We start from the raw sequence: 20,445 nt of genomic DNA, 5'->3' as shown, positions 1-20,445 counted from the left end.
TCGCGTCCGCTTGGCCGGCTGCCGGCGCCAGGCTAGACTGCCGGCCCTTCGCCGCTAACCTGTCGTCGCCATGGCCGCCAAAGTCGAACCCTTCTGGAAACGCAAGACCCTCGATCAGCTCGATCAGGAAGAATGGGAATCGCTGTGCGACGGTTGCGGGCTGTGCTGCCTGCAAAAACTCGAAGACGAGGACGACGGCAGCGTCTACTACACCCGTATCGCCTGCAAGCTGCTCGACCTGACGAGCTGTCGCTGCACCGACTACGCCAACCGCAAGGCCTCGGTGCCCGACTGCATCCAGCTCACACCGGCCCAGGCCGACCAATTCAAGTGGCTGCCACCGACCTGTGGCTATCGCCTGGTCAGCGAAGGCAAGGACCTGCCGCTCTGGCACCCGCTGGTCTGCGGCGATCCGGAAGCGGTGCACCACGAGCGCATTTCCCAGTCCGGACGCATGCTCGCCGAGGGCAGCGTGGCGGAGGATGAGTGGGAGGATCACCTGATCTTCCGCGCCGGTTGAGCGTTTCGTCGGCGCCCTGTCTAATGGGTTCGGTCTTCATACAAGGAATCCGCTTCATGCCTGTCGCAGTGAAGTCGCTGTTGCTGTCTGCCGTTCTGCTGAGCCTGAGCGCCCCGGTCTGGGCGAAGAAAGTCGATCTGGATTACCACGTGCGCCTGCTGCCGGAGAGCGACCAGGCCGAGGTGCGGATCACCCTGGCAAACGGGGCGGCCGTGCGCAGCTTCGATTTCGATCTCGGCGACAAGGGCTACTACAGCGACTTCGCCACCGATGGCCAGTGGCAGCAGACCGACGAAGGGCGCGGCGTCTGGCAGCCGGCGGCCGGCAAGACCAGCCTGACCTATCGGGTACAGGTCAGCCACCCGCGCAAGAATGATCGTTTCGATGCGCGCCTGACGCCGGGCTGGGCGCTGTTTCGCGGCGACGACCTGGTGCCGAGTGCGCGACTGCGCCAGGAAAAGGGCACCGAGCTGGTTTCGCGCCTCGAGTTCGAGTTGCCCAAGGGGTGGCCGGGCGTGGAGACCGGCTGGGCGCGCATCGGGCCGCGGCGCTTTCGTGTCGATAATCCCGAACGCAAGTTCGACCGCCCCACTGGCTGGATCGTTGCCGGCAAGATCGGCAGTCGCCGTGCCACGCTGGGCAATACCGCCGTTACCGTTTCCGCGCCGCTCGGCGAGGGCATGCGGCGCATGGACGTGCTCACGCTGCTGACCTTCACCTGGCCCGAGTTGACCGCGGTATTTCCCCGTGAGCCGGACAAGCTGTTGATCGTCGGCGCCGGCGACCCGATGTGGCGCGGCGGCCTGTCGGCCTCCAATTCGTTCTTCATGCATGCCGACCGGCCGCTGGTCAGCGAGAACGGCACCAGCTCCCTGCTGCATGAGCTGGTGCACGTGGTCGGCCGCATCTATGGCAAGGATCGCAGCGACTGGATCAGCGAGGGGCTGGCGGAGTTCTATGCCGTCGAGCTGCTGCGCCGCGCTGGCGGCCTGAGCGAAGACCGTTACCAGAAGGTTCGCAAGCAGCTCGGCGGCTGGGGCGGCAAGGTCAAGAGCCTGCGTGGCGACCGCGTCAAGGGCCCGGTCACGGCGCGTGCGGTGCTCTTGTTGCAGGATCTCGACCAGGAAATCCGCAAGCGCACCAAGAACCAGCGTTCCCTGGACGACGTGACCCGCGGCCTGATGCGGCTGGATAAGGTCAGTACCGCCGAGTTCATCGAGATCAGCGAGAACGTCATGGGCGGCGCGTCGAGGGTGCTGGACACCAAGTTGCTGCGCTAGGCCAGGTCCGCCAGGGCTGAGGACAGATCGGCGTAGTTGAACGCGAACCCGTGCTCCAGCAGCCTAGTCGGCACGACCCGTTGCCCGGTGAGCAGGATTTCCTGCGCCATCTCGCCGGCCAGCAGCCGCAAGGCGAAGGCCGGCAGGTGGATTCTGGCGCGTGTGCCCTTGAGACGGCCGAACAGCTCGCAGAACTGTCGGTTGGTGACGGGATGCGGCGCGGTGGCATTGATCGGCCCGCTGAGGCTCGATTGGGTGCCGACGAAGGAAACGATACGCAGCATGTCATCCAGGTGAATCCACGACATCCACTGCCGCCCATTGCCCAGTTGCACCGCCAGCGACCAGTCGAAGGGCTTGCGCAGTTCCGCCAGCGGACCGCCATGCCTGCCAAGCACAATGCCGATGCGCAGCAGGCATACCCGCGTTCCCAGGGCCTCGAATTGCCGGGCGCTGTCTTCCCAGGCCTTGCACAGGCGATGGGAATAGCAGTCGGTATAACCGCCGTTTTCGTCCAGTTCGTTGTCGTCCTGGTGCCCGTAGTAGCCGATCGCGGAGCCGTTGATCAGTACCTGCGGCTTGCGCCGCAGGCGTGTCGCCAAGGCTAGCAACGCAGCGGTCATCTGCAGCCGGCTGTCGAGGAATTGCGCCTTGCGCGCGGCGTTCCAGCGGCCCTTGGCCAGGGGCTCGCCCGCGAAGTTGATGATCCAGTCGAAGGTCGCGTCGTCGCCGATGTCCGCCAGGTCGCCGATCAGCCGGATGGGCGCCGCCAGGGTCTGGCGCGCCTTGTCGGGGTTCCGGGCCAGTACCCAGACCTCGTGTCCGTCGGTGGCCAAGGCCTGGGCAAGCGGCTGGCCGATGAAGCCGGTGCCGCCGGTGAGCAGGATCTTCCTGGGCGGCACGGATTTCCCGTTCGCACCGATCAACGGGACGCCAGCCCCAGCACCTTGAGCAGGAAGGCATATTCCAGCGCCACGTCCTTCAGGGCCTGGTACCGGCCGCTCATGCCGCCATGGCCGGCGCCGAAATCGGTCTTCAGCAGCAGCAGGTTGCCGTCCGTCTTGGTGGCGCGCAGCCGGGCCACCCATTTGGCGGCCTCCCAGTACTGCACACGGCTGTCGTGGTAGCCAGCGACCGCCAGGATGGCGGGGTAGGGCTGGGCGCTGACGTTCTCGTAGGGGGCGTAGCCCTTGATGCGTTCGAAAACCGCCGGCTCGTGGGGATCGCCCCACTCGTCATACTCGGTAACGGTCAGCGGCAGGTCCGGGTTCTGCATGGTATTCAACACGTCCACGAACGGCACTTCGGCGATGGCGGCGGCGAACAGGTCAGGTCGCTGGTTGAGCACGGCGCCGATCAGCAGGCCGCCGGCGCTGCCGCCGCTGATGGCCAACTGGCGCGGCGTGGTATGGCCGCTGGCGATCAGGTGTCCGGCGCAGGCGATGAAGTCGCCGAAGCTGTTCTGCTTGTGTTCCAGCTTGCCGCCGCGGTACCAGGCCTCGCCCAGCTCGCCGCCGCCGCGTACGTGGGCGATGGCGAAGACGAAGCCGCGGTCGAGCAAGCTCAGGCGTGCGTGGGAGAACCAGGGGTCGAGGCTTTCTCCGTAGGCGCCGTAGCCGTACAGGTAAAGCGGCGCAGGCTTGCCGAGCACGTCGCGCTTGCCTACCAGACTGATGGGGATGCGCGTGCCGTCGGCGGCCGTCGCCCACAGCCGCTGGCTGAGGTAGTCGTCGGCATCGAACGGGCCTTCCACCGGGGTCTCCTTGAGCACCACCTGGGCGCCGCTGGCCAGGTCCAGCTGGCGAACCTGCGCCGGTCGGTTCAGGGCCTCGTAGCGCAGGCGGATCACCGGGCTGTCGAATTCCAGGCTGTCGCGCACATGCAGGCTGTAGGCGGCGTCCGGGAGCTGCACGCGATAGGTGGCGGCGCCCTGCGGGTGGACCTCGACGATCGGCAGGCCGCCTTCGCGCAGGCCGAGGGTGAAGCCGCCGGCATTCAGGGTGAGGTCTTCGAGCATGCAGCTGTCGCTATGGGGAATCAGCTCCTGCCAGTGCTCGCGGGTCGGGGTGCTTTCCTTCGCCTGATAGAGCGCGAAGTTGATGCCGCTCTGGTTGCTGCGGATCAGCCAGGCCCAATTGCCGTCGAGGCGGCCGTGGTCCGGGTAGTACTCGTGGCCTTCCTGCCGCGGTGCCAGGCAGACGAAGGCTTCGCGCGGCCGCTGTGCATCCAGGACCCAGGCCTCGCTGGTGGTCTTGCTGTTCAGCAGCAGGATCAACTGGCGCTCCGAACTGGAGCGATAGCAGTGCAGGAAGAAACGCCCGTCGTTCTCGTGGAAGACCATGTCCGCCGTCTGGTCGCCGAGGCGGTGGCGATAGAGCTTGTGCGGGCGGTGGGTATCGTCCAGCTCGCCGAAGAACAGCGTCTGGCTGTCGTTGGCCCAGGTCATGCTGCCATCGCAGTCCTCGAAGGGCAGGGCGTCGATGGTGCCGCTGGCCAGGTCCTTGACGTACAGGCGGTAGATTTCGTCTCCGCTGGTGTCCAGGCTGTAGGCCAGCTTGCCGTGGTCCGGGCTTACGCTGAAGGCGCCGAGGGCGAGATAGCCGCCAGCGGCCAGTTCGTTCGGATCGAGCAGTAGCTGCTCGGCGGCTTCGTCCACCTGCAGCGTGCCGTCGGCCGGGCGAGGGCAGCGGTAGTGGCGCGGGTATTCGTCACCGGCGGTGGTGCGCTGGTAGTAGAGGTAGGGGCCCCAGGGCGTGGGCAGCGACAGATCGGTCTCGCGAATGCGTGCCTTGATTTCCTGGAAGAGGGTTTCACGCAGGTCGGCCTGGTCGGTCAGCTCGGCTTCCAGGTAGGCGTTTTCCGCCTTGAGGTAGTCGAGCACGTCCGCCGCGTCGCGGTTTTCCAGCCAGCGATAGGGGTCGGTACCGGGCTCGATGCGGGCGATGGGGGCTTGCGACATGGGACGCTCCGATGGTCAGCGGCCGACGGCGGGGAGGCCGGGGCGGGGAAAAGCCGCTATCATAAGCCCCCCTTTGAGCTGCCTGCCAACCGACGCCAATGATCGAGACCGACTATCACCTTGCCTGGGCCGCCTATGGAGTGGCCGCTCTCGGCTGCCTGTTGGTGTGGTTCCGCCTCACCCGATGGATGTGGCGCTGGCTGCGCGAGCCGCTGCGGGTACTGGTCGCGGTGCTGCTGTTGACGCCGACGCTGGTCGATCCGGGCAAGGAATTGTTCGCGCCGGCGATCGCCATCACTGCCATGGACCTGTTCCTGAAAGTCGGCAACAACGCCTGGCGCGCGGTCTCCGATCTGGTGCTGTTCGGGCTCATCGCCTTCGGTGCCTACTTGCTGTTCGTCGCCGTGCGCTGGCCGATCGAGCGTTGGTGGCGGGCCAATCACAGCGATCATGAACCAGTCGGCAGCGAGCGGACCCTGCGCGAGGTGCTCGATCGCGACGAGGCGAACCGTTACAGTCGCGGCGAACGTCGCGAGCCGCGCCTCTAGCCCAAGCCTCCTGGCGCACGTCCGGCTTGCAGCCGGGGCCTCGGCCATTCAGCATGGAGGCCAGTTGCGAAAAGGAGAGCCCATGGATTGCGTATTCTGCGCCATCGCCGCCGGCAGGCTGCCGGCCCATCTGCTGCATGAGGACGAGGATTTTCTCGTCCTGCTGGACATCTTCCCGCTGCGCCCGGCCCATGTACTGGTCGTTTCCCGGGCCCATGCTCCTCTGCTTCGCGACCTGCCAGCTTCGGCCCGCGAGCGCCTGCTGCCGCTTACCGAACTCCTCGCCCGGGCGTTGCGCGATTGCGGGCTGGGCGTTGAAGGCATCAATCTGATGGTCAACGACGGCCCGGCGTCCAACCAACACGTGCCACACTTCCATCTGCATCTGGTGCCGCGTCGCAAGGGTGACCTGCCGGCATTGTTGTGGCGCTTCCTGACGCGCTTCCTGCCGTTCGGCCAGGCGCCGCGGCATCGCTTGGAAAGCGAGGCCGCGCAGCTGCGCCAGGCACTCCAGCGAGAGGCCTGAGCGATGTGCGAGCTGCTCGGCATGAGCGCCAACGTGCCCACCGATATCGTTTTCAGCTTCACCGGGCTGATGCAGCGCGGTGGCCATACCGGTCCGCACCGCGACGGCTGGGGCATTGCCTTCTACGAGGGGCGTGGCCTGCGCCTGTTCCGGGACCCGGCGGCCAGCGCCGAGTCAGAGGTGGCCAGGCTGGTGCAGCGCTACCCGATCAAAAGCGAGACCGTCATCGGCCACATTCGCCAGGCCAACGTCGGCAAGGTTTGCCTGGCCAACACCCACCCGTTCGTGCGCGAGCTGTGGGGGCAGAACTGGTGCTTCGCCCACAACGGCCAGTTGAGCGACTTCGTTTCCGAGCCGGGCTTTTATCGCGCGGTGGGCGATACCGACAGCGAGGCGGCCTTCTGCGCGCTGCTCGATCGCCTGCGCACGGCCTTCCCGGAGCCGGTTCCCGCAGAAGCGCTGCTGCCGATCCTGGTCGAAACCTGCGACGGCTATCGCGCCAAGGGCGTATTCAATTGTCTACTGAGCAACGGTGACTGGCTGTTCGCCTACTGCTCCACCAAGCTGGTGGAAATTACCCGGCGGGCGCCGTTCGGGCCGGCGCGCCTGAAGGATGCGGAAGTCACCGTGGACTTCCAGACGGAAACCACACCCAACGACGTGGTGACGGTACTGGCGACCGAACCCTTGACCGCGAACGAGCGCTGGGCCTTGTACCGGCCGGGCGAATGGAGCCTTTGGCGGCTGGGTGAGTGCATTGCCCGTGGCCAACCCGCGGCGTGAGCCATAACCGGAGTGCGGCATGCTGAGAAGCTATCTGCGTTTGATGTTGTTCGCCTTGGGCCTGCTGGTCGGGGTGCAGGTGCCAGGTTTCATCGACGACTACGCCAAGCGTGTCGAGGCCCATCGGTTAGAGGCCGAGCTTAGCCTTCGCGGTTTTCGCGAGACGGCCGAGCGCTTCTTCCAGGGCGATCTGCAGGCGCTGGTGGAGCACTATCGGGCCAGTACCGATCCGGTCATGCAGAGCGATGCACGCAGCGTCGGGCAACTGATCGACCGGCGCCAGTTGCTGGAGCGGGAATGGCAGGCCATGCAGGGGCCCTGGTATGTGCAAGCCTGGCATCTGGTTCATGGGGCCGACCGCGGGTTGCTGCAGGAAACGCTGGACGCCTATCGCTATCAGGTACTGCTGGCCCCCGAGGCTATCGCCTGGGGCATCGTCTGCGCGCTGTTGCTGGCGTGGTGGGTGGAGAGCCTGTTGCTGCTCGTCGGTTGGTTGCTGGGCGGCATGCACCGCGACCGCCGCAGCCTGGCCCGCCATCGGCGCTGAGCGGCAGACTGCGCCGCCTGCCCGCGATGCGATAGCCAGGGGCCGCTGACGGCCGGTCACATGCTGTACTGCCCGGCGTCCTCCTTGAGCGTGTTGGTCAGCACCTGAAAGCCGTCGAGCAGCAACTGGTCGTTGCTCGAGGCGTTGCTGACGCTGGCGCGGATGTATTGCGGCACCGCGCTGCGACCCACGGCGAACGCCTCGGCGACCGACACCAGATAGTTCTTCTGCTTCAGATCCGCCTCGATTTCCGAGGCACGCCAGGGTTCCGGCACCTCGATCCAGAAGTGCGGGCTCTGCGGGTGGGTGCGGTAGTTCAACCCGCTCAGCAGATGCGTGACCATCGCCTTGCGCCGACCGATCTCGGCTACTTGCTGGCGGCGCAACAGGTCCGACGTGCCGTCCTCGATCCAGCTGGTGGCCATTTCCAAGGCCAGTGGCGTTCCCATCCAGCAGCTCACCCGCAGCGCTGCCGACAGGCGACTGAGCAGGGACGGCGGCGAGTGCAGGTAGCCGACCCGCAAGCCGGCGGCCACCGCCTTGCTCAGGCTGCTGATCAGCACGGTGCGCTCCGGGGCGAAGCGGGTCAGCGGTGGCGGGCGGTCGTCCACCAGCACGGCATGGGCTTCGTCTTCGATGACCAGCAGGTTGTATTCCCGGCAAATGCGCGCAATCGCTTCACGCCGCTCCAGGGAGAGCACCGAGGTGGTGGGGTTCTGAATCGTCGGGGTGCAATACAGCGCGGAAATCCGGTTGTTGCGACACAGCTCCTCCAGCGACTCGGGGATCAGGCCGAACTCGTCCATCACCACGCCCTGTACCTTGATGCCCAGAAAACGCGCGGCGCTGATCAGTCCCGGATAGGTCAATTGTTCGGTGGCAATGCTGTCGCCGGCCCGCAGCAGGCCCATCAGCGCGCAGAGCAGGCCATGCTGGCCGCCGTTGACGCAAATCACCTGGTCGGCCTGGGGCTGGAAGTCGCCATGGGCCAGCCACTTGGCACCTGCAGCGCGATAGCGGGGCAAGCCCACATCGGGGGTATAGAGGGTGAGGTCCTGGAGCAACTGCGGATCGCTGGCGAAGGCTCGCAGCGTTTGCGCCAGGTAATCCCGCTCATGCCCGGGAATGTGCATGTTGCGGCTCATGTCGTAGTACTGCTGGGGTTCGTCGATGAAGTTGCGAAAGCCCTCGTCGCGCTTGCGCTCCAGGCCGCGCTTGCGCACGAAGGTGCCGTCGCCGACCCGTGCCACCACCAGGCCGGTGCGCTCCAGTTCGGCATAGGCCCGGCTCACCGTGCCGATGGTCACCCCCAGCCGGTCGGCCAGCGCACGGTGGGGCGGCAGCTTCGCGCCGCTCTCCAGAGTGCCGTCGACGATCTTCCCTTCCAGGGCTTCGGCCAATCGCTGGTACTTGGCGCCTTGGCCCGATTGCAGAGCGGATTGGAGTATTGGCACCGTGTCAATAATTGGTTTGACAGTCATATTAGGTCCTAATAGCCTGATTGAACTGTATCAATATATGGGTTAACTCTCGATTTGACACAGTAATTTACCGCCAAATGAGAGAAATGTAATCATGCCAATGTCCGCAGTGATCGAGAGTGATGCCAAGGCGCAGAGTGTCTGGCTGGCAAGGTTTTTGACGGCGGTGCTTTTTCTGATCGTCTGCCTGAGCTGGGGCACGACGTGGCTGGGGATCAAGATCGCGGTAGAAAGTGTGCCGCCGCTGACATCGGCGGGGCTGCGGTTCCTGATTGCGTTTCCGTTGTTTCTGGTCTTTGCACTGGTCAGGCAGGACCCGATCTTCTTTCCCCGCAAGAGTCTCTGGTTCTTTGCCTTCGTGACCCTGTCTTACTTCTGCATTCCCTACTACTTGCTCAACTATGGGGAACAGCATGTCTCTTCCGGATTGACCTCTCTGCTGTTCAGCAGCATGCCGGTATTCATCCTGATTTTTTCCGCCTTCTTCTTGAAGGAAAAAATCTACTTCTCGCAAATCCTCGGTATTGCCATTGGTTTCGGCAGCCTGTTCATGATCATCAAGACCCAGGGGTTGCACCTGGACAAGGCAGAGTTCTTCGGCGTGGCAGCCATCCTGCTGGCGGCGGTGATGCATGCGCTCTGCTACGTGATCACCAAGCAGAAGGGCGCGGCGATCAGCGTCATCACCTACAACACGCTGCCTATCGGCCTGGCCGGCCTGATGCTGTTCGTCGCCGGGCTGGTCATGGAACAGCCGGACATGGGGGCCATCACCCTGCGTTCCTGGACGGCGCTGACCTACCTGGGGATCGTCGCTTCGGTCGGCGGGTTCATTGTCTACTTCATGCTGCTCAAGCGCCTGAGCCCGATCATTCTGTCCTTCGTGTTCATCATTTTCCCGGTGTTCGCCGTGATCATCGGCTCCTGGTACGAGGGCATCGCGATATCCCGCGACCTGGCCACCTACTCGGCCATCCTGCTTACCGGGTTTGCCATAACCAAGTTGCCGGTGGAAAAGTTGCTGGCGAAGAAGTCTTGAGAGAACGAAGTCGTCATGGACATTTTCGATAAGGACGTTCTGGAGCGAATCTATCGACATGGGGTCGATACCTATCCGGAGGAGTGCTGCGGTTTCATCTTCGCCGATGGCCGCGTACATGCCGGGGTCAATATCCAGAGCGAATTGAATGCACGCAATCCGGAAATCTATTCGCGCGATTCCACGACCGGATACACCTTCTCGGTGAGCGATACGCTGCTGTTGAACAAGAGTTTCAGAAGCGACAACCCGGTTTCCGTCGTTTATCACTCCCATCCGGATGTGGGGGCTTATTTCAGTCGGGAAGACGAAGACAAGGCGCTGTTCCAGGGCGAGCCGATCTACCCGGTCAAGTACCTGGTGGTGGACATACGCGAGTCCCGGGCCCGCGGCGCCAAGTTGTTCGAGTGGGCCGATGGGAAATTCATATGCAGTCAGGAGTTCTCCTGCTGATTAACGACCTTGGCAAAAGGAGTTGAAATGAAAACGGTGATCTTTCCGGAAGTTCTGGCAAAAGTGGCCAAGTTGCCAAATACGGAAATGCATGCTGAGGGGCGCACGCTGCGCGAAGTGATCCAGTCCATTTGCGAGTCGCATGCCGAATTGCGCGGGCACATGTTCTACCAGAACGATCATTTCAAGGAACACTTCCTGCTGACCGCCAACGGCAGCCTGGTCGACCCGGACAGTGAGCTGCCGGAAGCCTGCGAGGTGGACATCATGCTCGCCACCTCCGGCGGCCTGGATCTGGACCAGTTGTCCAACGACGAAGTCAGGCGCTACGTGCGGCATATCACCTTGCCGAACGTTGGCCGCGACGGACAGTTGCGCCTGAAGAAATCCCGCGTGCTGATCATCGGCACCGGCGGACTGGGCTCGCCGGTTTCGCTCTACCTGGCGGCGGCAGGGGTGGGCACGCTGGGGTTGATCGATTTCGACGTGGTCGAGTCGAGCAATTTGCAACGACAGGTGGTGCACGGCACCAGTACCCTGGGCCTGCCCAAGGTGGAGTCGGCCAAGCAGCGGCTGCTCGACCTGAACGCGGACATCCGCATCAACACCTACAATTGCCCGCTCAACATCGACAACGCGCTGGAGCTGATCGGCCAGTACGACATGGTCATCGACGGCTCGGACAATTTCTCCACCCGCTACCTGGTCAACGATGCCTGTGTGCTGCTGGGCAAGCCGTTCGTGTATGGCGCGATCTATCGCTTCGACGGGCAGATGAGCATCTTCAACCTCAACGGCGGGCCCTGCTACCGCTGCCTGTTCCCGAAAAGCCCACCTTCGGAGCTGGCGCCCAACTGTAGCGCTGGCGGCGTGATCGGCGTGCTGCCCGGCGTCGTCGGGCTGATCCAGGCGACCGAGGCGGTCAAGCTGATTCTCGGGCTCGGCGAGCCTCTGGCCGGTCGGCTGCTGCGCTTCGACGCCCTGGCGATGAAGTTCACGGAGGTGCGTTTCAACAAGCGCGCGGATTGCCCGATGTGTTCGTCCAACCCGAGCATCACCTCGCTCAGCCAGGAGGCAGCGGTATGCGCCAGCGCGCCGCCGGCCCAGCCGACCCTGACCGACGACTTCTATGTCACCCCGGCGCAGCTGAAGGAAATCCTTTCTCGCGGCGACCAGCAGACGGTGGCGCTCGATGTGCGCGATGCCAATGAATTGGAGGTCTGCAAGCTCGATGGAGCACTGCACATCCCCTTGGCCGATCTCGACCAGCGTCTGCACGAGCTGGACAGGCACAAGACCTACTACCTGATCTGCTACAGCGGGGCGCGCGCCGAGCGTGCCGCGGGCAAGCTGTTGGAAGCGTCGATCAGCAATACCTTCGTTCTCGCTGGAGGCATGAAGCGCTGGGCCCGGGATGTCGATCCCGACATGCCCCTCTACTGAGCAGGACGGTTCGACGCGATGATCTATAACTCCATTCTCCAGGCCATCGGCCAGACTCCCATCGTCCGGCTCGGGGCTCTGTCCGCCGAGCTTGGGCTGAACGTGTTCGCCAAGCTGGAATCGCTCAATCCCGGCGGCAGCCACAAGGTGCGCATCGCCCTGGGCATGATCCAGGAGGCCGAGCGCAAAGGCATCCTGGTACGGGGCCGGCGGCAGACGATCATAGAACCGAGCGGTGGCAATACCGGTATCGGCCTGGCCATCGCCGGCAACATCCTCGGCTACAAGGTGCTGCTGGTGATCCCGGACAACTACAGCCCGGAAAAACAGAAGGTACTGAAGCTCTACGGAGCCGAGGTGGTGCTCTCCGACAGTCGCCTGGGCAACAACTCCCATGGCCAGAAGGCGATGGAGTTGCAGTTGGAGAACCCCGACTTCGTCATGCTCAACCAGCAGCGCAATGCCGCCAACCCGGAGACCCATCGGCAGACCACGGCCAAGGAAATCATTCGCTCCTTCGGCGAGCGCAAGGTGGATTACTTCGTCGGTGGTATCGGCACTGGCGGGCACATCACCGGTCTGGGCGAAACGCTGAAAGAGCAGTGGCCGTCGATGCGCGTGTTCGGCGTCGAACCGGAGCAATGCGACCTGCTCAACGATCGCCATGCTCCCCACGAGATCCAGGGCCTGTCGGTGGGCATCATCCCCAGCATTCTCAACCTGTCGGTCCTTGATGGCATGCTCAAGGTCTCGAAGCGCGAGTGCGTCGAGCAGGTGCAGAAAACCATGTGCAGCGACGCGATCAGCCTGGGCATTTCCTCGGCGGCGAACCTGGTGGCCATTTCCAAGCTGGCACCGGAGATCGAGAAGGATTCGGTCGTGCTGACCATGATTTACGACGGCGTGGATTCCTATCTGTCCTATTTCGATTGACCAGAGCCAGCGGAGGGCCCATGTGGAGTTTTCTTCACAAGATCGACCTGTACGACAGATTGCTCGATCACTTGATCAATGCACTCAAGCATTCGGAAATCGAGCTGATCTTCGAGCACATCGAAACCATCATGAATCCCGCGGTGAAGCTGGTGGAGGAGGATCTGGAGGCCTACGCGCTGCGGGACCCCGCCGCGGGCGGCCGCGGCGACCTGATCTTCGATGCCTATGCTTCGTTCAAGGCGGTGCTCTACTACCGCCTTGCCCATGAAGTCTGGCGGCTGTCGGACGATCTCAATGGCATGCGCGCCATCATCGCCCACAAGCTGACCAACAAGGGCAAGATCTGCTCGGGCGCGGAGATCCATCCGGCGGTAAAGGTCGGCCGGCGCTTCGTGCTGGACCACGCCTACGGCACGGTGATCGGCGAAACCTGCGAGATCGGCGACGACTGCTACATCCTCAGCGGCGTCACTCTCGGAGCATCGGGCATCGCCAACAACCCCAGCGGCAAGCGTCATCCGAAGCTCGGCAACAATGTCGAGGTCGGTGCCGGGGTCAGGGTGCTCGGGCCGGTGACCATCGGCGACAACGTGTTCATCAGCCCCGCCTGCGTAGTGACCCAGGACATTCCATCCAACAGCAAGGTCAGCATCGTCAACCAGGTGCAGACCCAGCGCTTGTCCGATGGCAAGGGCGCCGGTTTCTACAGTGCCTTCGCCTCCGGCGGGCGCCTCTACCTGATCGGCGAGAGGCTCGATTTCAGCGACCTTTCGCTCGTGGATGCCAACCACCGCAAGGTCGTCGGTCTGGCCATGCAATGCGCCGCGCGCGGCAGCAATCACCTGGAGTTCCAGTTGCATCGGCACTCCGCCGGCAATGCCGCGGCGCCGGATTTCCCGCTGAGCCTGAGGATTTCCGGCGCGCTGCACGAAGTGACGCTGCTCAGTCCACCGGGACTCGATGCCCTGGCACGACAGGTCCTGGGGGCGAGCGAGCACTCGGAAGCCCTGGTGGGCAAGAGTTGAGAACGCTTGCAGGATGCAAGCAATACGTTCGACAAGAAAAACCAAGAGAGCCTGATACTCATCTCGAACACTTAGGAGGCTGACATGCCTGGTGCTGTGGCGAAAACGCTCCCGCTCTTCGACGAATCACCCTACCAGACCACCTTTACCGCCGAGGTCGTTGCCCTGGGGGAACTGGGGGTGGCGCTGAACCAGACCCTGTTCTATCCCACCGGTGGTGGACAGCCCGGCGATGTGGGCAACTTCATCCTGGCCGACGGCTCCTGCGTGATGATCACCGGCACCCAGCGCGATCCCGTCGAACGCTCGGTCATCTGGCACCAGGTCGAGGGCGGCCTGGAAGCGTTCACGCCGGGGCTGAGCGTGCAGGGCTGCATCGATTGGGAGCGGCGCTACCAGCACATGAAGATGCATACTTGCCTGCACCTGTTGTGTTCCATCGTCGACGCGCCGGTCACCGGTTGCAGCATCGGGCATGAGAAGGGTCGTCTGGATTTCGACCTGCCGGAGATGACCCTGGACAAGGACGCCATCACCGAGGGCCTGAACGAGATGATCAAGTGCGCCATCGATGTGCAGACCCACCTGATGCCCGCTTCGGATTATCCGGCGATCGCCCAAATGACCCGCACCCAGGCGGTGGCGCCACCGGTGTTCGACGAAGCGGTGCGGGTGATCGAGATTCCCGGCATCGACATCCAGCCCTGTGGCGGCACCCACGTGAAGAACACGCTGGAGATTGGCCGGGTGGTTTGCGACAAGATCGAGAAGAAGAGCAAGCACAACCGGCGTGTCGTGCTGCGCTTCGTCGAGGCCTGAGGCTCCCGCCTTGCTCATGCCCGCGAAGACCGCCTGGCGGTGCTTCGCGGCGATGCCAATGCTTGTCGGGTGAGCTGGGCGCCTGGCTGGCGACGCCGGCCGGCGGGCGTCACTTGGAAAGGAAGCGCATGCCTTCTTCCAGCCCGCGCAGGGTCAACGGGTGCATCTGGTCGTTGATCAGTTCGCGCACGATGTTGGTGGAGGCGGTGTAGTTCCAGGTGTCCTTCGGGTAGGGGTTGATCCAGATGAGCTTCTTGTATTTCTCCATGAAGCGCTTCATCCATACGTAGCCCGGTTCTTCGTTCCAGTGCTCGACGCTGCCTCCGGCCTGGGTGATCTCGTAAGGCGCCATGGCGGCATCGCCGACAAATACCACCTTGTAGTCCGGGCCGTACTTGTGCAGCAGATCCTGGGTCGAGGTGCGTTCGCTGGTGCGGCGCAGGTTGTTCTTCCACACCGACTCGTAGATGAAGTTGTGGAAGTAGAAGTATTCGAGGTGCTTGAACTCGGTCTTGCAGGCCGAGAACAGCTCTTCGCAGACCTTCACGTGGGCGTCCATCGAACCGCCGATATCCAGCAGCAACAACAGCTTCACGGTGTTGCGCCGTTCCGGGCGCATCTGGATGTTGAGCAGGCCGGCATCCTTGGCGGTATGGTCGATGGTGCCGTCGATGTCCAGCTCTTCCGCCGCCCCCTCGCGGGCGAACTTGCGCAGCCGGCGCAGGGCCACCTTGATATTGCGCGTGCCCAGTTCGACCTGGTCGTCGAGATTCTTGTATTCGCGCTGGTCCCAGACCTTGACCGCCTTGCCCTGGCGCTTGCCGGCATCGCCCACGCGAATGCCCTCGGGGTTGAAACCGCCGGAGCCGAACGGACTGGTGCCGCCGGTGCCGATCCACTTGTTGCCGCCGGCATGGCGTTCCTTCTGCTCCTCCAGGCGCTTCTTGAATTCCTCGATCAGCTTGTCCAGGCCGCCGAGGGACTGGATCTGCGCGCGCTCCTCATCGGTGAGCATGCGTTCGAATTCCTTGCGCAGCCATTCCTCCGGAATCAGCGCCTGCAAGTGGTCGTCGAGCTTTTCCAGACCCTTGAAGTAGGAGCCGAAGGCCCGGTCGAACTTATCGAAATGGCGCTCGTCCTTGACCATGATGGTGCGGGCAAGGAAGTAGAACTCGTCCATGTCGGCGAATACCACGTTGTGCTTGAGCGCATTGATCAGGTCGAGCAGCTCGCGCACCGATACCGGTACCTTGGCGGCACGCATTTCATTGAACAAGCCAAGCAGCATGGGCACCTCGGGTCGTGCCGCTCGGCGGCACGCTAGATAACGATTGAAAGAAGCCTCAGGCGTCGCCGCGGTGTTGCGGCAGGCCGTCGCGCAGTTCGTACCAGTCGGCCTTGGAGCCAGTGAAAATGTGCGATTGCGGCGGCACGCCGAGCGGCGAGTCGAGGGTGCCGACGGCTACGCCCAGCATGTCCTCGCGGTTGTCGACGAACTGCAGATTGGCCCCGCAACGCTGGCAGAAGGTCCGCGTTACATGCTCGGAGGAATGGAAGACGCCCAGTCGGTCCTTGCCCTCGGTGATGTGGAAGGCTCCCGGCGGCACGCTGGCGTAGGTCGCGAAGGCTGCGCCGTGGGCCTTGCGGCACATGCTGCAATGGCAGTGGCTGAGGGACGTGATGGGCGCATCGATGCGATATCTCACGCTCCCGCAAAGGCAGCTACCGGTATGCATGGGCTCGTCCTCCTGTCCGTTCGAGTCTGCCCGCTCCACGAGCGGGGCGGGCGTCTGTCAGCGGCTGGCGCGACGGCTCATGAACGCCAGGCGCTCGAGCAGCTGCACGTCCTGTTCGTTCTTCACCAGGGCGCCGGCCAGGGGCGGAATCGCCTTGGTCGGGTCGCGCTCGCGCAGCACGGCTTCGCCGATGTTGTCGGCCATCAACAACTTCAACCAATCGACCAGTTCGGAGGTGGAGGGTTTCTTCTTCAGCCCCGGCACCTTGCGCACGTCGAAGAAGACGTCGAGCGCCTCGCTGACCAGGTCAGCCTTGATGTTCGGGTAGTGCACATCGACGATCTTCTGCAGGGTCTCGCGATCCGGGAAGGCGATGTAGTGGAAGAAGCAGCGGCGCAGGAAGGCGTCCGGCAGTTCCTTCTCATTGTTCGAGGTGATGATGATGATCGGGCGCTGCTTGGCCTTGATCGTCTCGTTGGTTTCGTAGACGTAGAACTCCATCTTGTCGAGTTCTTGCAGCAGATCGTTGGGGAATTCGATGTCGGCCTTGTCGATCTCGTCGATCAGCAGGATGACCCGCTCCTCGGCTTCGAAGGCTTCCCACAGCTTGCCCTTCTTGATGTAGTTGCGCACGTCGTGGACCTTGTCCACGCCCAGCTGCGAATCGCGCAGGCGGCTGACCGCATCGTATTCGTAGAGCCCCTGGTGGGCCTTGGTGGTGGACTTGATGTGCCAGGTGATCAGCTTGGCGCCAAAGGACTCGGCCAGTTGCTCGGCGAGCATGGTCTTGCCAGTGCCCGGCTCACCCTTGACCAGCAGCGGCCGCTGCAGGGTGATGGCGGCATTGACTGCCAGCTTGAGGTCGTCGGTGGCGACGTAGGATTGGGTGCCTTCGAACTTCATCGTGGATTCCTTGGGACCGAAGCCCGGTAGAACCAGGCGTTTTACAGAATGGGAGGCTGCAGACTATAACGCGGGGAACGTCCGGCTGTGAACGAGTCGGCGGTATTCAGTCACTGAATGGTCAAGACGCTCGCGTCGTCTCCGCCGCGCCTCATTCCCCTCGCTCGTAGGTGGGTTTGAAGGCATCGATGAAGGCGTTGCGCAGGATCGCTAAAAATGCCTGGAAAGGGCTGGTGTCGGGGCTCGTCAGGTTGCCGGACAGCTCGATTCGCGTGGCGAACTGATCCTTCGGCTGGTTCTGCAACAGGCCTTCGACGGCGCCGACCAGGCCCTCCCAGGCTCCTTGCCAGAGGCTTTTGTCCTGGTCCTGCACATCCTGTTGCCAGTCGAAGACTTCGGTGTCGTGAAACAGCGGCTTGATGTAGCCATCGAGCTGGCTATCGCTCACGTCGACCTCCATCACCAGGTCGCCGCTGCCGTCCTTGAAGTCGAGGTTGGCGTAGGCCCTGGCCAGGTCGTTGACGCGCGTGAGTTCGATGCCTCGGATCTTCAGGCGGAACTCGAAGTTCTCCATGCGCACCAGCGGATCGAAGGTCGCATGGGCTTCCATGGGAGCATGGGCGAGGAAGCGTGCCGAGGCGTCCAGTTCGGCATCGCGTGTGCCCTCCGGGTCAGCGATGTTGCTGAGGTTGTACACGCTCATCTGCACCTGGTCGGCATAGACGTCCACCGGCGGTTCGGAGGCGAAGTTGCGAAAATGCACCTCGCCATTGTCGACGCGCACTTCGTTGAGCCGGATCGGCACCATATCGCGCAACTTGTCGCGCCAGTCCACACCTTCGCCCTTCTGGGTATCGTCGGGGGTCTTGCCGTCGACGAAGTTCAGCTCGGGGCTTTCCAGGATCACCTGCGCCACCAGCGCGCCGTCATTGAACAGCGAGCGCCAGCTGACGCCGATATCGATGCCGGGGATCTTCAGGAAGGCCACCTCGATCTGCTCGGTGGTCTTCTCTACCACCAGGCCGTCGATGCGATAGGCACCGCGCCACCAGGCCAGGTCCACGTCGCTGATGTGGCCGCGATAGTCGCCCATGTTCGCCATCTTGTCGTTCAGGTAGTTGCGCACCCAGTAGGGCAGGGCCAGTTGCGCCACGGCCAGCACGGCGACGAAGATTAGCAGGACGAGCAAGGGCAGGCGGTGGCGGCGTTTCATTGGCAGGGGTCCGGGACGGCGACATTGCTTGGTGGACAACCGCCGTGGCGACAAGGTTCGGCGATGCTGGACGACCAACCCGCGCCGGCATAGGCTCTTGGGTCCCGGCAACGACAAGGACACGCTTCATGAGCCGCATCTACGCTGACAACGCGCAAAGCATCGGTAATACCCCGCTGGTAATGATCAACCGTCTCGGTCCCAGCGGCGTGACGATTCTGGCCAAGATCGAAGGACGCAACCCAGGCTATTCGGTGAAGTGCCGGATCGGCGCCAACATGATCTGGGACGCCGAGGCCAGCGGCCGCCTCAAGCCGGGCATGACCCTCGTCGAACCCACCTCCGGCAACACCGGCATCGGCCTGGCCTTCGTCGCCGCCGCCCGTGGCTACAAGCTGCTGCTGACCATGCCGGCCTCCATGAGCCTGGAGCGGCGCAAGGTGCTCAAGGCCCTCGGCGCCGAGCTGGTGTTGACCGAACCGGCCAAGGGCATGAAAGGGGCCATCGAGAAGGCCGGCGAGATCGCCGCCTCCGATCCGTCGAAATATTTCATGCCGCAGCAGTTCGATAACCCGGCCAACCCGGCGATCCACGAGAAGACCACAGGGCCGGAAATCTGGAAAGACACCGACGGCACCATCGATGTGCTGGTCGCCGGGGTCGGCACCGGGGGCACCATCACCGGGGTATCGCGCTATATCAAGCAGACCCAGGGCAAGCCAATTCTCTCGGTGGCGGTGGAGCCGGCTGCCTCGCCGGTCATCAGCCAGGCGCTGGCCGGCGAGGAAATCAAACCCAGCCCGCACAAGATCCAGGGCATTGGCGCCGGCTTCGTGCCGAAGAACCTCGACCTTTCGATGATCGACCGGGTGGAGCGGGTGACCGACGACGAGTCCAAGGCCATGGCCCTGCGTCTGATGCGCGAGGAGGGCATTCTCTGCGGGATTTCCTGCGGCGCGGCGATGGCGGCGGCCGTGCGCCTGGCCGAAGACCCGTCCATGCAGGGCAAGACCATCGTCGTCGTGTTGCCAGATTCCGGCGAGCGCTACCTGTCGAGCATGTTGTTCAGCGACCTGTTCAGCGAGCAGGAACTGGTCCAGTAGAGGGACCGCGCTAGCCCTGTTGCGCCCTTGGGCGCCGCCGGGCTGGCGATCAGCTTGCTTCCGCCGCCGGGCGCACCGCCACGGCCGGCTTCAATACCAGCCAGAGCGCCAGGGCGATCAGCGCGCCGCCCTGCAGGTGGGCCCAGGACAGCGATTCGTCCAGCAGCAGAGCGCCCCAGAGCACCCCGAACAGCGGAATCAGAAAGGTCACCGTCATGGTTTTCACCGGACCGATATCGGCGATCAGGCGGAAATAGATGATGTAGGCCAGCGAGGTGCAGATGAAACCGAGCCCGGCCAGGGCCATCCAGACCAGCGGGTCGGCCAGCGGTGCCAGCGGCATCTCCGGGCTGCCGTAGGCGAAGATCGGCAGCAGGCAGAGGGTGGCGCCGATCTGGCAGCCGAAGGACACCAGGCGGCTGTCGAGACCGCCGGCATCGCTGATCCAGCGCTTGCTCAGGAACCCGGCCAGGCCGTAGCAGGCGGTGGCGGTCAGGCATGCTGCGGCGCCCCAGAGCAGCTCCACGTCGAAAGCGACCGGCCCGGTGCGGGTGAGCAGGGCGACGCCGCCCAGGCCGAGCAGCACGCCCAGGCTCTTGGCCAGGGTCAGCGACTCGCTGAAGAACAGGGCGCCGATCAGCACGCCCATCAGCGGTGTGGTGGCGTTGAAGATGGCCGAATAGCCGGCCGGCAGCACCTGGGCGGCCAGGCTGTACATGGCAGCGGGTATGCCGGAACTGATGACGCCGATCAGCAGCGTCTTGCCCAGCTTGCCGCGGAAATTCCAGCCCACCCGCAACGCGGCGAGGATCGCCAGCAGGCCGATGGCGGACAGCGAGACGCGGAAGAACGCCGTTGGCATGGCGCCGATCTGTGGCACCAGCAGGCGCATGAACAGGAAGCTGGCGCCCCAGATGGCGGCGAGGCCGAGCAGACGCAGGCAGGCGGCGGGATTCATGGCGAGTCGTTCCCTAGGGCGGAGTGCTGGCCAGCTTACGCCGGCCCCCGGAGGGTGCAATCCACAACTGGCTTTCAAATGAGCGGCACAGTTGGCGAAAACAGCGCAACGGTCATCGGGAAACTGACCGATTCGACAACGGCGGTCGGCGGGATGCATTTCATCGTGCCGTC

At 63.8% G+C, this 20,445-nt stretch carries 19 protein-coding genes and 1 pseudogene; 12 read left to right on the top strand and 8 right to left on the bottom strand.

All coding sequences use genetic code 11. From position 1 onward, the window contains the following. The first annotated feature begins 70 nt into the window (after positions 1-70). The gene (locus ACWKV7_RS02610) at positions 71-520 is read left to right on the top strand and encodes a YcgN family cysteine cluster protein (RefSeq protein ID WP_483856069.1); all 450 of its coding nucleotides are present in this window, start codon (positions 71-73) and stop codon (positions 518-520) included. Positions 521-576: 56 nt separating this feature from the next. Then, positions 577-1,800, top strand: a complete 1,224-nt coding sequence (locus tag ACWKV7_RS02605; protein ID WP_483856068.1) for a hypothetical protein — start codon at positions 577-579, stop codon at positions 1,798-1,800. On the opposite strand, the gene ACWKV7_RS02600 is transcribed toward ACWKV7_RS02605, so the two are convergent. Both ACWKV7_RS02600 and ACWKV7_RS02595 read right to left on the bottom strand, forming a co-directional pair. Beyond that, a complete protein-coding gene (locus ACWKV7_RS02600) occupies positions 1,797-2,702 on the bottom strand; it encodes a TIGR01777 family oxidoreductase (RefSeq protein WP_483856067.1) in 906 nt (301 codons plus the stop codon). The two genes, ACWKV7_RS02605 and ACWKV7_RS02600, sit on opposite strands and share 4 nt — an antisense overlap. Positions 2,703-2,722: 20 nt before the next feature. Continuing rightward, positions 2,723-4,759 carry a S9 family peptidase gene (locus ACWKV7_RS02595; protein ID WP_483856066.1) on the bottom strand — a complete coding sequence of 679 codons (2,037 nt, stop codon included), beginning with the start codon at positions 4,757-4,759 and terminating at the stop codon, positions 2,723-2,725. Positions 4,760-4,857: 98 nt separating this feature from the next. Between ACWKV7_RS02595 and ACWKV7_RS02590 the strand changes: the two genes are divergently transcribed. The 4 genes from ACWKV7_RS02590 (at position 4,858) to ACWKV7_RS02575 (ending at position 7,163) form a co-directional block, all read left to right on the top strand. Next, positions 4,858-5,307 carry an MFS transporter gene (locus ACWKV7_RS02590; protein ID WP_483856065.1) on the top strand — a complete coding sequence of 150 codons (450 nt, stop codon included), beginning with the start codon at positions 4,858-4,860 and terminating at the stop codon, positions 5,305-5,307. An 82-nt stretch (positions 5,308-5,389) separates the two neighbouring features. Beyond that, positions 5,390-5,833: an HIT family protein gene (locus ACWKV7_RS02585; RefSeq protein WP_483856064.1), complete on the top strand. Its 444-nt coding sequence runs from the start codon at positions 5,390-5,392 to the stop codon at positions 5,831-5,833. Between the two features lie 3 nt (positions 5,834-5,836). Continuing rightward, a complete protein-coding gene (locus tag ACWKV7_RS02580; RefSeq protein WP_483856063.1) occupies positions 5,837-6,616 on the top strand; it encodes a class II glutamine amidotransferase in 780 nt (259 codons plus the stop codon). Between the two features lie 19 nt (positions 6,617-6,635). Continuing rightward, the gene (locus ACWKV7_RS02575; RefSeq protein WP_483856062.1) at positions 6,636-7,163 is read left to right on the top strand and encodes a DUF2937 family protein; all 528 of its coding nucleotides are present in this window, start codon (positions 6,636-6,638) and stop codon (positions 7,161-7,163) included. Between the two features lie 56 nt (positions 7,164-7,219). Here ACWKV7_RS02575 and ACWKV7_RS02570 read toward each other — a convergent pair whose 3' ends face one another. Further along, positions 7,220-8,644 carry an aminotransferase-like domain-containing protein gene (locus ACWKV7_RS02570; protein WP_483856061.1) on the bottom strand — a complete coding sequence of 475 codons (1,425 nt, stop codon included), beginning with the start codon at positions 8,642-8,644 and terminating at the stop codon, positions 7,220-7,222. A 100-nt stretch (positions 8,645-8,744) separates the two neighbouring features. Here ACWKV7_RS02570 and ACWKV7_RS02565 point away from each other — a divergent pair, with 100 nt between their 5' ends. The 5 genes and pseudogenes from ACWKV7_RS02565 (at position 8,745) to ACWKV7_RS02545 (ending at position 14,359) form a co-directional block, all read left to right on the top strand. Further along, positions 8,745-9,683: a DMT family transporter gene (locus ACWKV7_RS02565; protein WP_487249189.1), complete on the top strand. Its 939-nt coding sequence runs from the start codon at positions 8,745-8,747 to the stop codon at positions 9,681-9,683. A gap of 15 nt (positions 9,684-9,698) precedes the next feature. After that, positions 9,699-11,579 (top strand): annotated as a pseudogene (moeB, locus tag ACWKV7_RS02560) (molybdopterin-synthase adenylyltransferase MoeB). 18 nt (positions 11,580-11,597) lie between these two features. After that, entirely contained in the window at positions 11,598-12,512 is a 915-nt protein-coding gene (locus tag ACWKV7_RS02555; protein ID WP_483856060.1) for a PLP-dependent cysteine synthase family protein, read from the top strand. Positions 12,513-12,532: 20 nt separating this feature from the next. After that, positions 12,533-13,540: a serine O-acetyltransferase gene (locus tag ACWKV7_RS02550; RefSeq protein ID WP_483856059.1), complete on the top strand. Its 1,008-nt coding sequence runs from the start codon at positions 12,533-12,535 to the stop codon at positions 13,538-13,540. Between the two features lie 84 nt (positions 13,541-13,624). Beyond that, positions 13,625-14,359, top strand: coding sequence for an alanyl-tRNA editing protein (locus tag ACWKV7_RS02545; RefSeq protein WP_483856058.1), 735 nt, complete (start codon positions 13,625-13,627; stop codon positions 14,357-14,359). Positions 14,360-14,468: 109 nt separating this feature from the next. Here ACWKV7_RS02545 and ACWKV7_RS02540 read toward each other — a convergent pair whose 3' ends face one another. The 4 genes from ACWKV7_RS02540 to ACWKV7_RS02525 all read right to left on the bottom strand — a co-directional run bounded on the left by ACWKV7_RS02540 (position 14,469) and on the right by ACWKV7_RS02525 (position 18,211). Beyond that, entirely contained in the window at positions 14,469-15,647 is a 1,179-nt protein-coding gene (locus ACWKV7_RS02540) for a vWA domain-containing protein (RefSeq protein WP_483856057.1), read from the bottom strand. 55 nt (positions 15,648-15,702) lie between these two features. Beyond that, complete coding sequence (locus ACWKV7_RS02535) at positions 15,703-16,095, bottom strand: GFA family protein (protein ID WP_483856056.1); 393 nt, start codon at positions 16,093-16,095, stop codon at positions 15,703-15,705. A 57-nt stretch (positions 16,096-16,152) separates the two neighbouring features. Further along, positions 16,153-16,998 carry an AAA family ATPase gene (locus ACWKV7_RS02530; RefSeq protein ID WP_483856055.1) on the bottom strand — a complete coding sequence of 282 codons (846 nt, stop codon included), beginning with the start codon at positions 16,996-16,998 and terminating at the stop codon, positions 16,153-16,155. 151 nt (positions 16,999-17,149) lie between these two features. Next, positions 17,150-18,211: an AsmA family protein gene (locus tag ACWKV7_RS02525; protein WP_483856054.1), complete on the bottom strand. Its 1,062-nt coding sequence runs from the start codon at positions 18,209-18,211 to the stop codon at positions 17,150-17,152. 128 nt (positions 18,212-18,339) lie between these two features. On the opposite strand from ACWKV7_RS02525, the gene cysK reads away from it, so the two are divergent. Continuing rightward, entirely contained in the window at positions 18,340-19,314 is a 975-nt protein-coding gene (cysK, locus tag ACWKV7_RS02520; RefSeq protein WP_483856053.1) for a cysteine synthase A, read from the top strand. A gap of 49 nt (positions 19,315-19,363) precedes the next feature. Here cysK and ACWKV7_RS02515 read toward each other — a convergent pair whose 3' ends face one another. Continuing rightward, complete coding sequence (locus tag ACWKV7_RS02515) at positions 19,364-20,272, bottom strand: DMT family transporter (RefSeq protein ID WP_483856052.1); 909 nt, start codon at positions 20,270-20,272, stop codon at positions 19,364-19,366. Positions 20,273-20,445 lie beyond the last annotated feature (173 nt).

The organism is Zestomonas ipomoeae (assembly GCF_057128665.1).
This window is presented reverse-complemented; position numbering and strand designations above follow the sequence as displayed.

What these genes read in the sequence shown, in the direction of transcription:
- ACWKV7_RS02590 (WP_483856065.1), top strand. Translation starts at nt 4,858, where the DNA reads ATGATCGAGACCGACTATCACCTTGCCTGGGCCGCCTATGGAGTGGCC.
- ACWKV7_RS02525 (WP_483856054.1), bottom strand. Translation starts at nt 18,211, where the DNA reads ATGAAACGCCGCCACCGCCTGCCCTTGCTCGTCCTGCTAATCTTCGTC.
- ACWKV7_RS02545 (WP_483856058.1), top strand. Translation starts at nt 13,625, where the DNA reads ATGCCTGGTGCTGTGGCGAAAACGCTCCCGCTCTTCGACGAATCACCC.
- ACWKV7_RS02595 (WP_483856066.1), bottom strand. Translation starts at nt 4,759, where the DNA reads ATGTCGCAAGCCCCCATCGCCCGCATCGAGCCCGGTACCGACCCCTAT.
- ACWKV7_RS02535 (WP_483856056.1), bottom strand. Translation starts at nt 16,095, where the DNA reads ATGCATACCGGTAGCTGCCTTTGCGGGAGCGTGAGATATCGCATCGAT.
- ACWKV7_RS02555 (WP_483856060.1), top strand. Translation starts at nt 11,598, where the DNA reads ATGATCTATAACTCCATTCTCCAGGCCATCGGCCAGACTCCCATCGTC.
- ACWKV7_RS02605 (WP_483856068.1), top strand. Translation starts at nt 577, where the DNA reads ATGCCTGTCGCAGTGAAGTCGCTGTTGCTGTCTGCCGTTCTGCTGAGC.
- ACWKV7_RS02540 (WP_483856057.1), bottom strand. Translation starts at nt 15,647, where the DNA reads ATGCTGCTTGGCTTGTTCAATGAAATGCGTGCCGCCAAGGTACCGGTA.
- ACWKV7_RS02575 (WP_483856062.1), top strand. Translation starts at nt 6,636, where the DNA reads ATGCTGAGAAGCTATCTGCGTTTGATGTTGTTCGCCTTGGGCCTGCTG.
- ACWKV7_RS02610 (WP_483856069.1), top strand. Translation starts at nt 71, where the DNA reads ATGGCCGCCAAAGTCGAACCCTTCTGGAAACGCAAGACCCTCGATCAG.
- cysK (WP_483856053.1), top strand. Translation starts at nt 18,340, where the DNA reads ATGAGCCGCATCTACGCTGACAACGCGCAAAGCATCGGTAATACCCCG.
- ACWKV7_RS02530 (WP_483856055.1), bottom strand. Translation starts at nt 16,998, where the DNA reads ATGAAGTTCGAAGGCACCCAATCCTACGTCGCCACCGACGACCTCAAG.
- ACWKV7_RS02585 (WP_483856064.1), top strand. Translation starts at nt 5,390, where the DNA reads ATGGATTGCGTATTCTGCGCCATCGCCGCCGGCAGGCTGCCGGCCCAT.
- ACWKV7_RS02570 (WP_483856061.1), bottom strand. Translation starts at nt 8,644, where the DNA reads ATGACTGTCAAACCAATTATTGACACGGTGCCAATACTCCAATCCGCT.
- ACWKV7_RS02515 (WP_483856052.1), bottom strand. Translation starts at nt 20,272, where the DNA reads ATGAATCCCGCCGCCTGCCTGCGTCTGCTCGGCCTCGCCGCCATCTGG.
- ACWKV7_RS02580 (WP_483856063.1), top strand. Translation starts at nt 5,837, where the DNA reads ATGTGCGAGCTGCTCGGCATGAGCGCCAACGTGCCCACCGATATCGTT.
- ACWKV7_RS02565 (WP_487249189.1), top strand. Translation starts at nt 8,745, where the DNA reads ATGTCCGCAGTGATCGAGAGTGATGCCAAGGCGCAGAGTGTCTGGCTG.
- ACWKV7_RS02550 (WP_483856059.1), top strand. Translation starts at nt 12,533, where the DNA reads ATGTGGAGTTTTCTTCACAAGATCGACCTGTACGACAGATTGCTCGAT.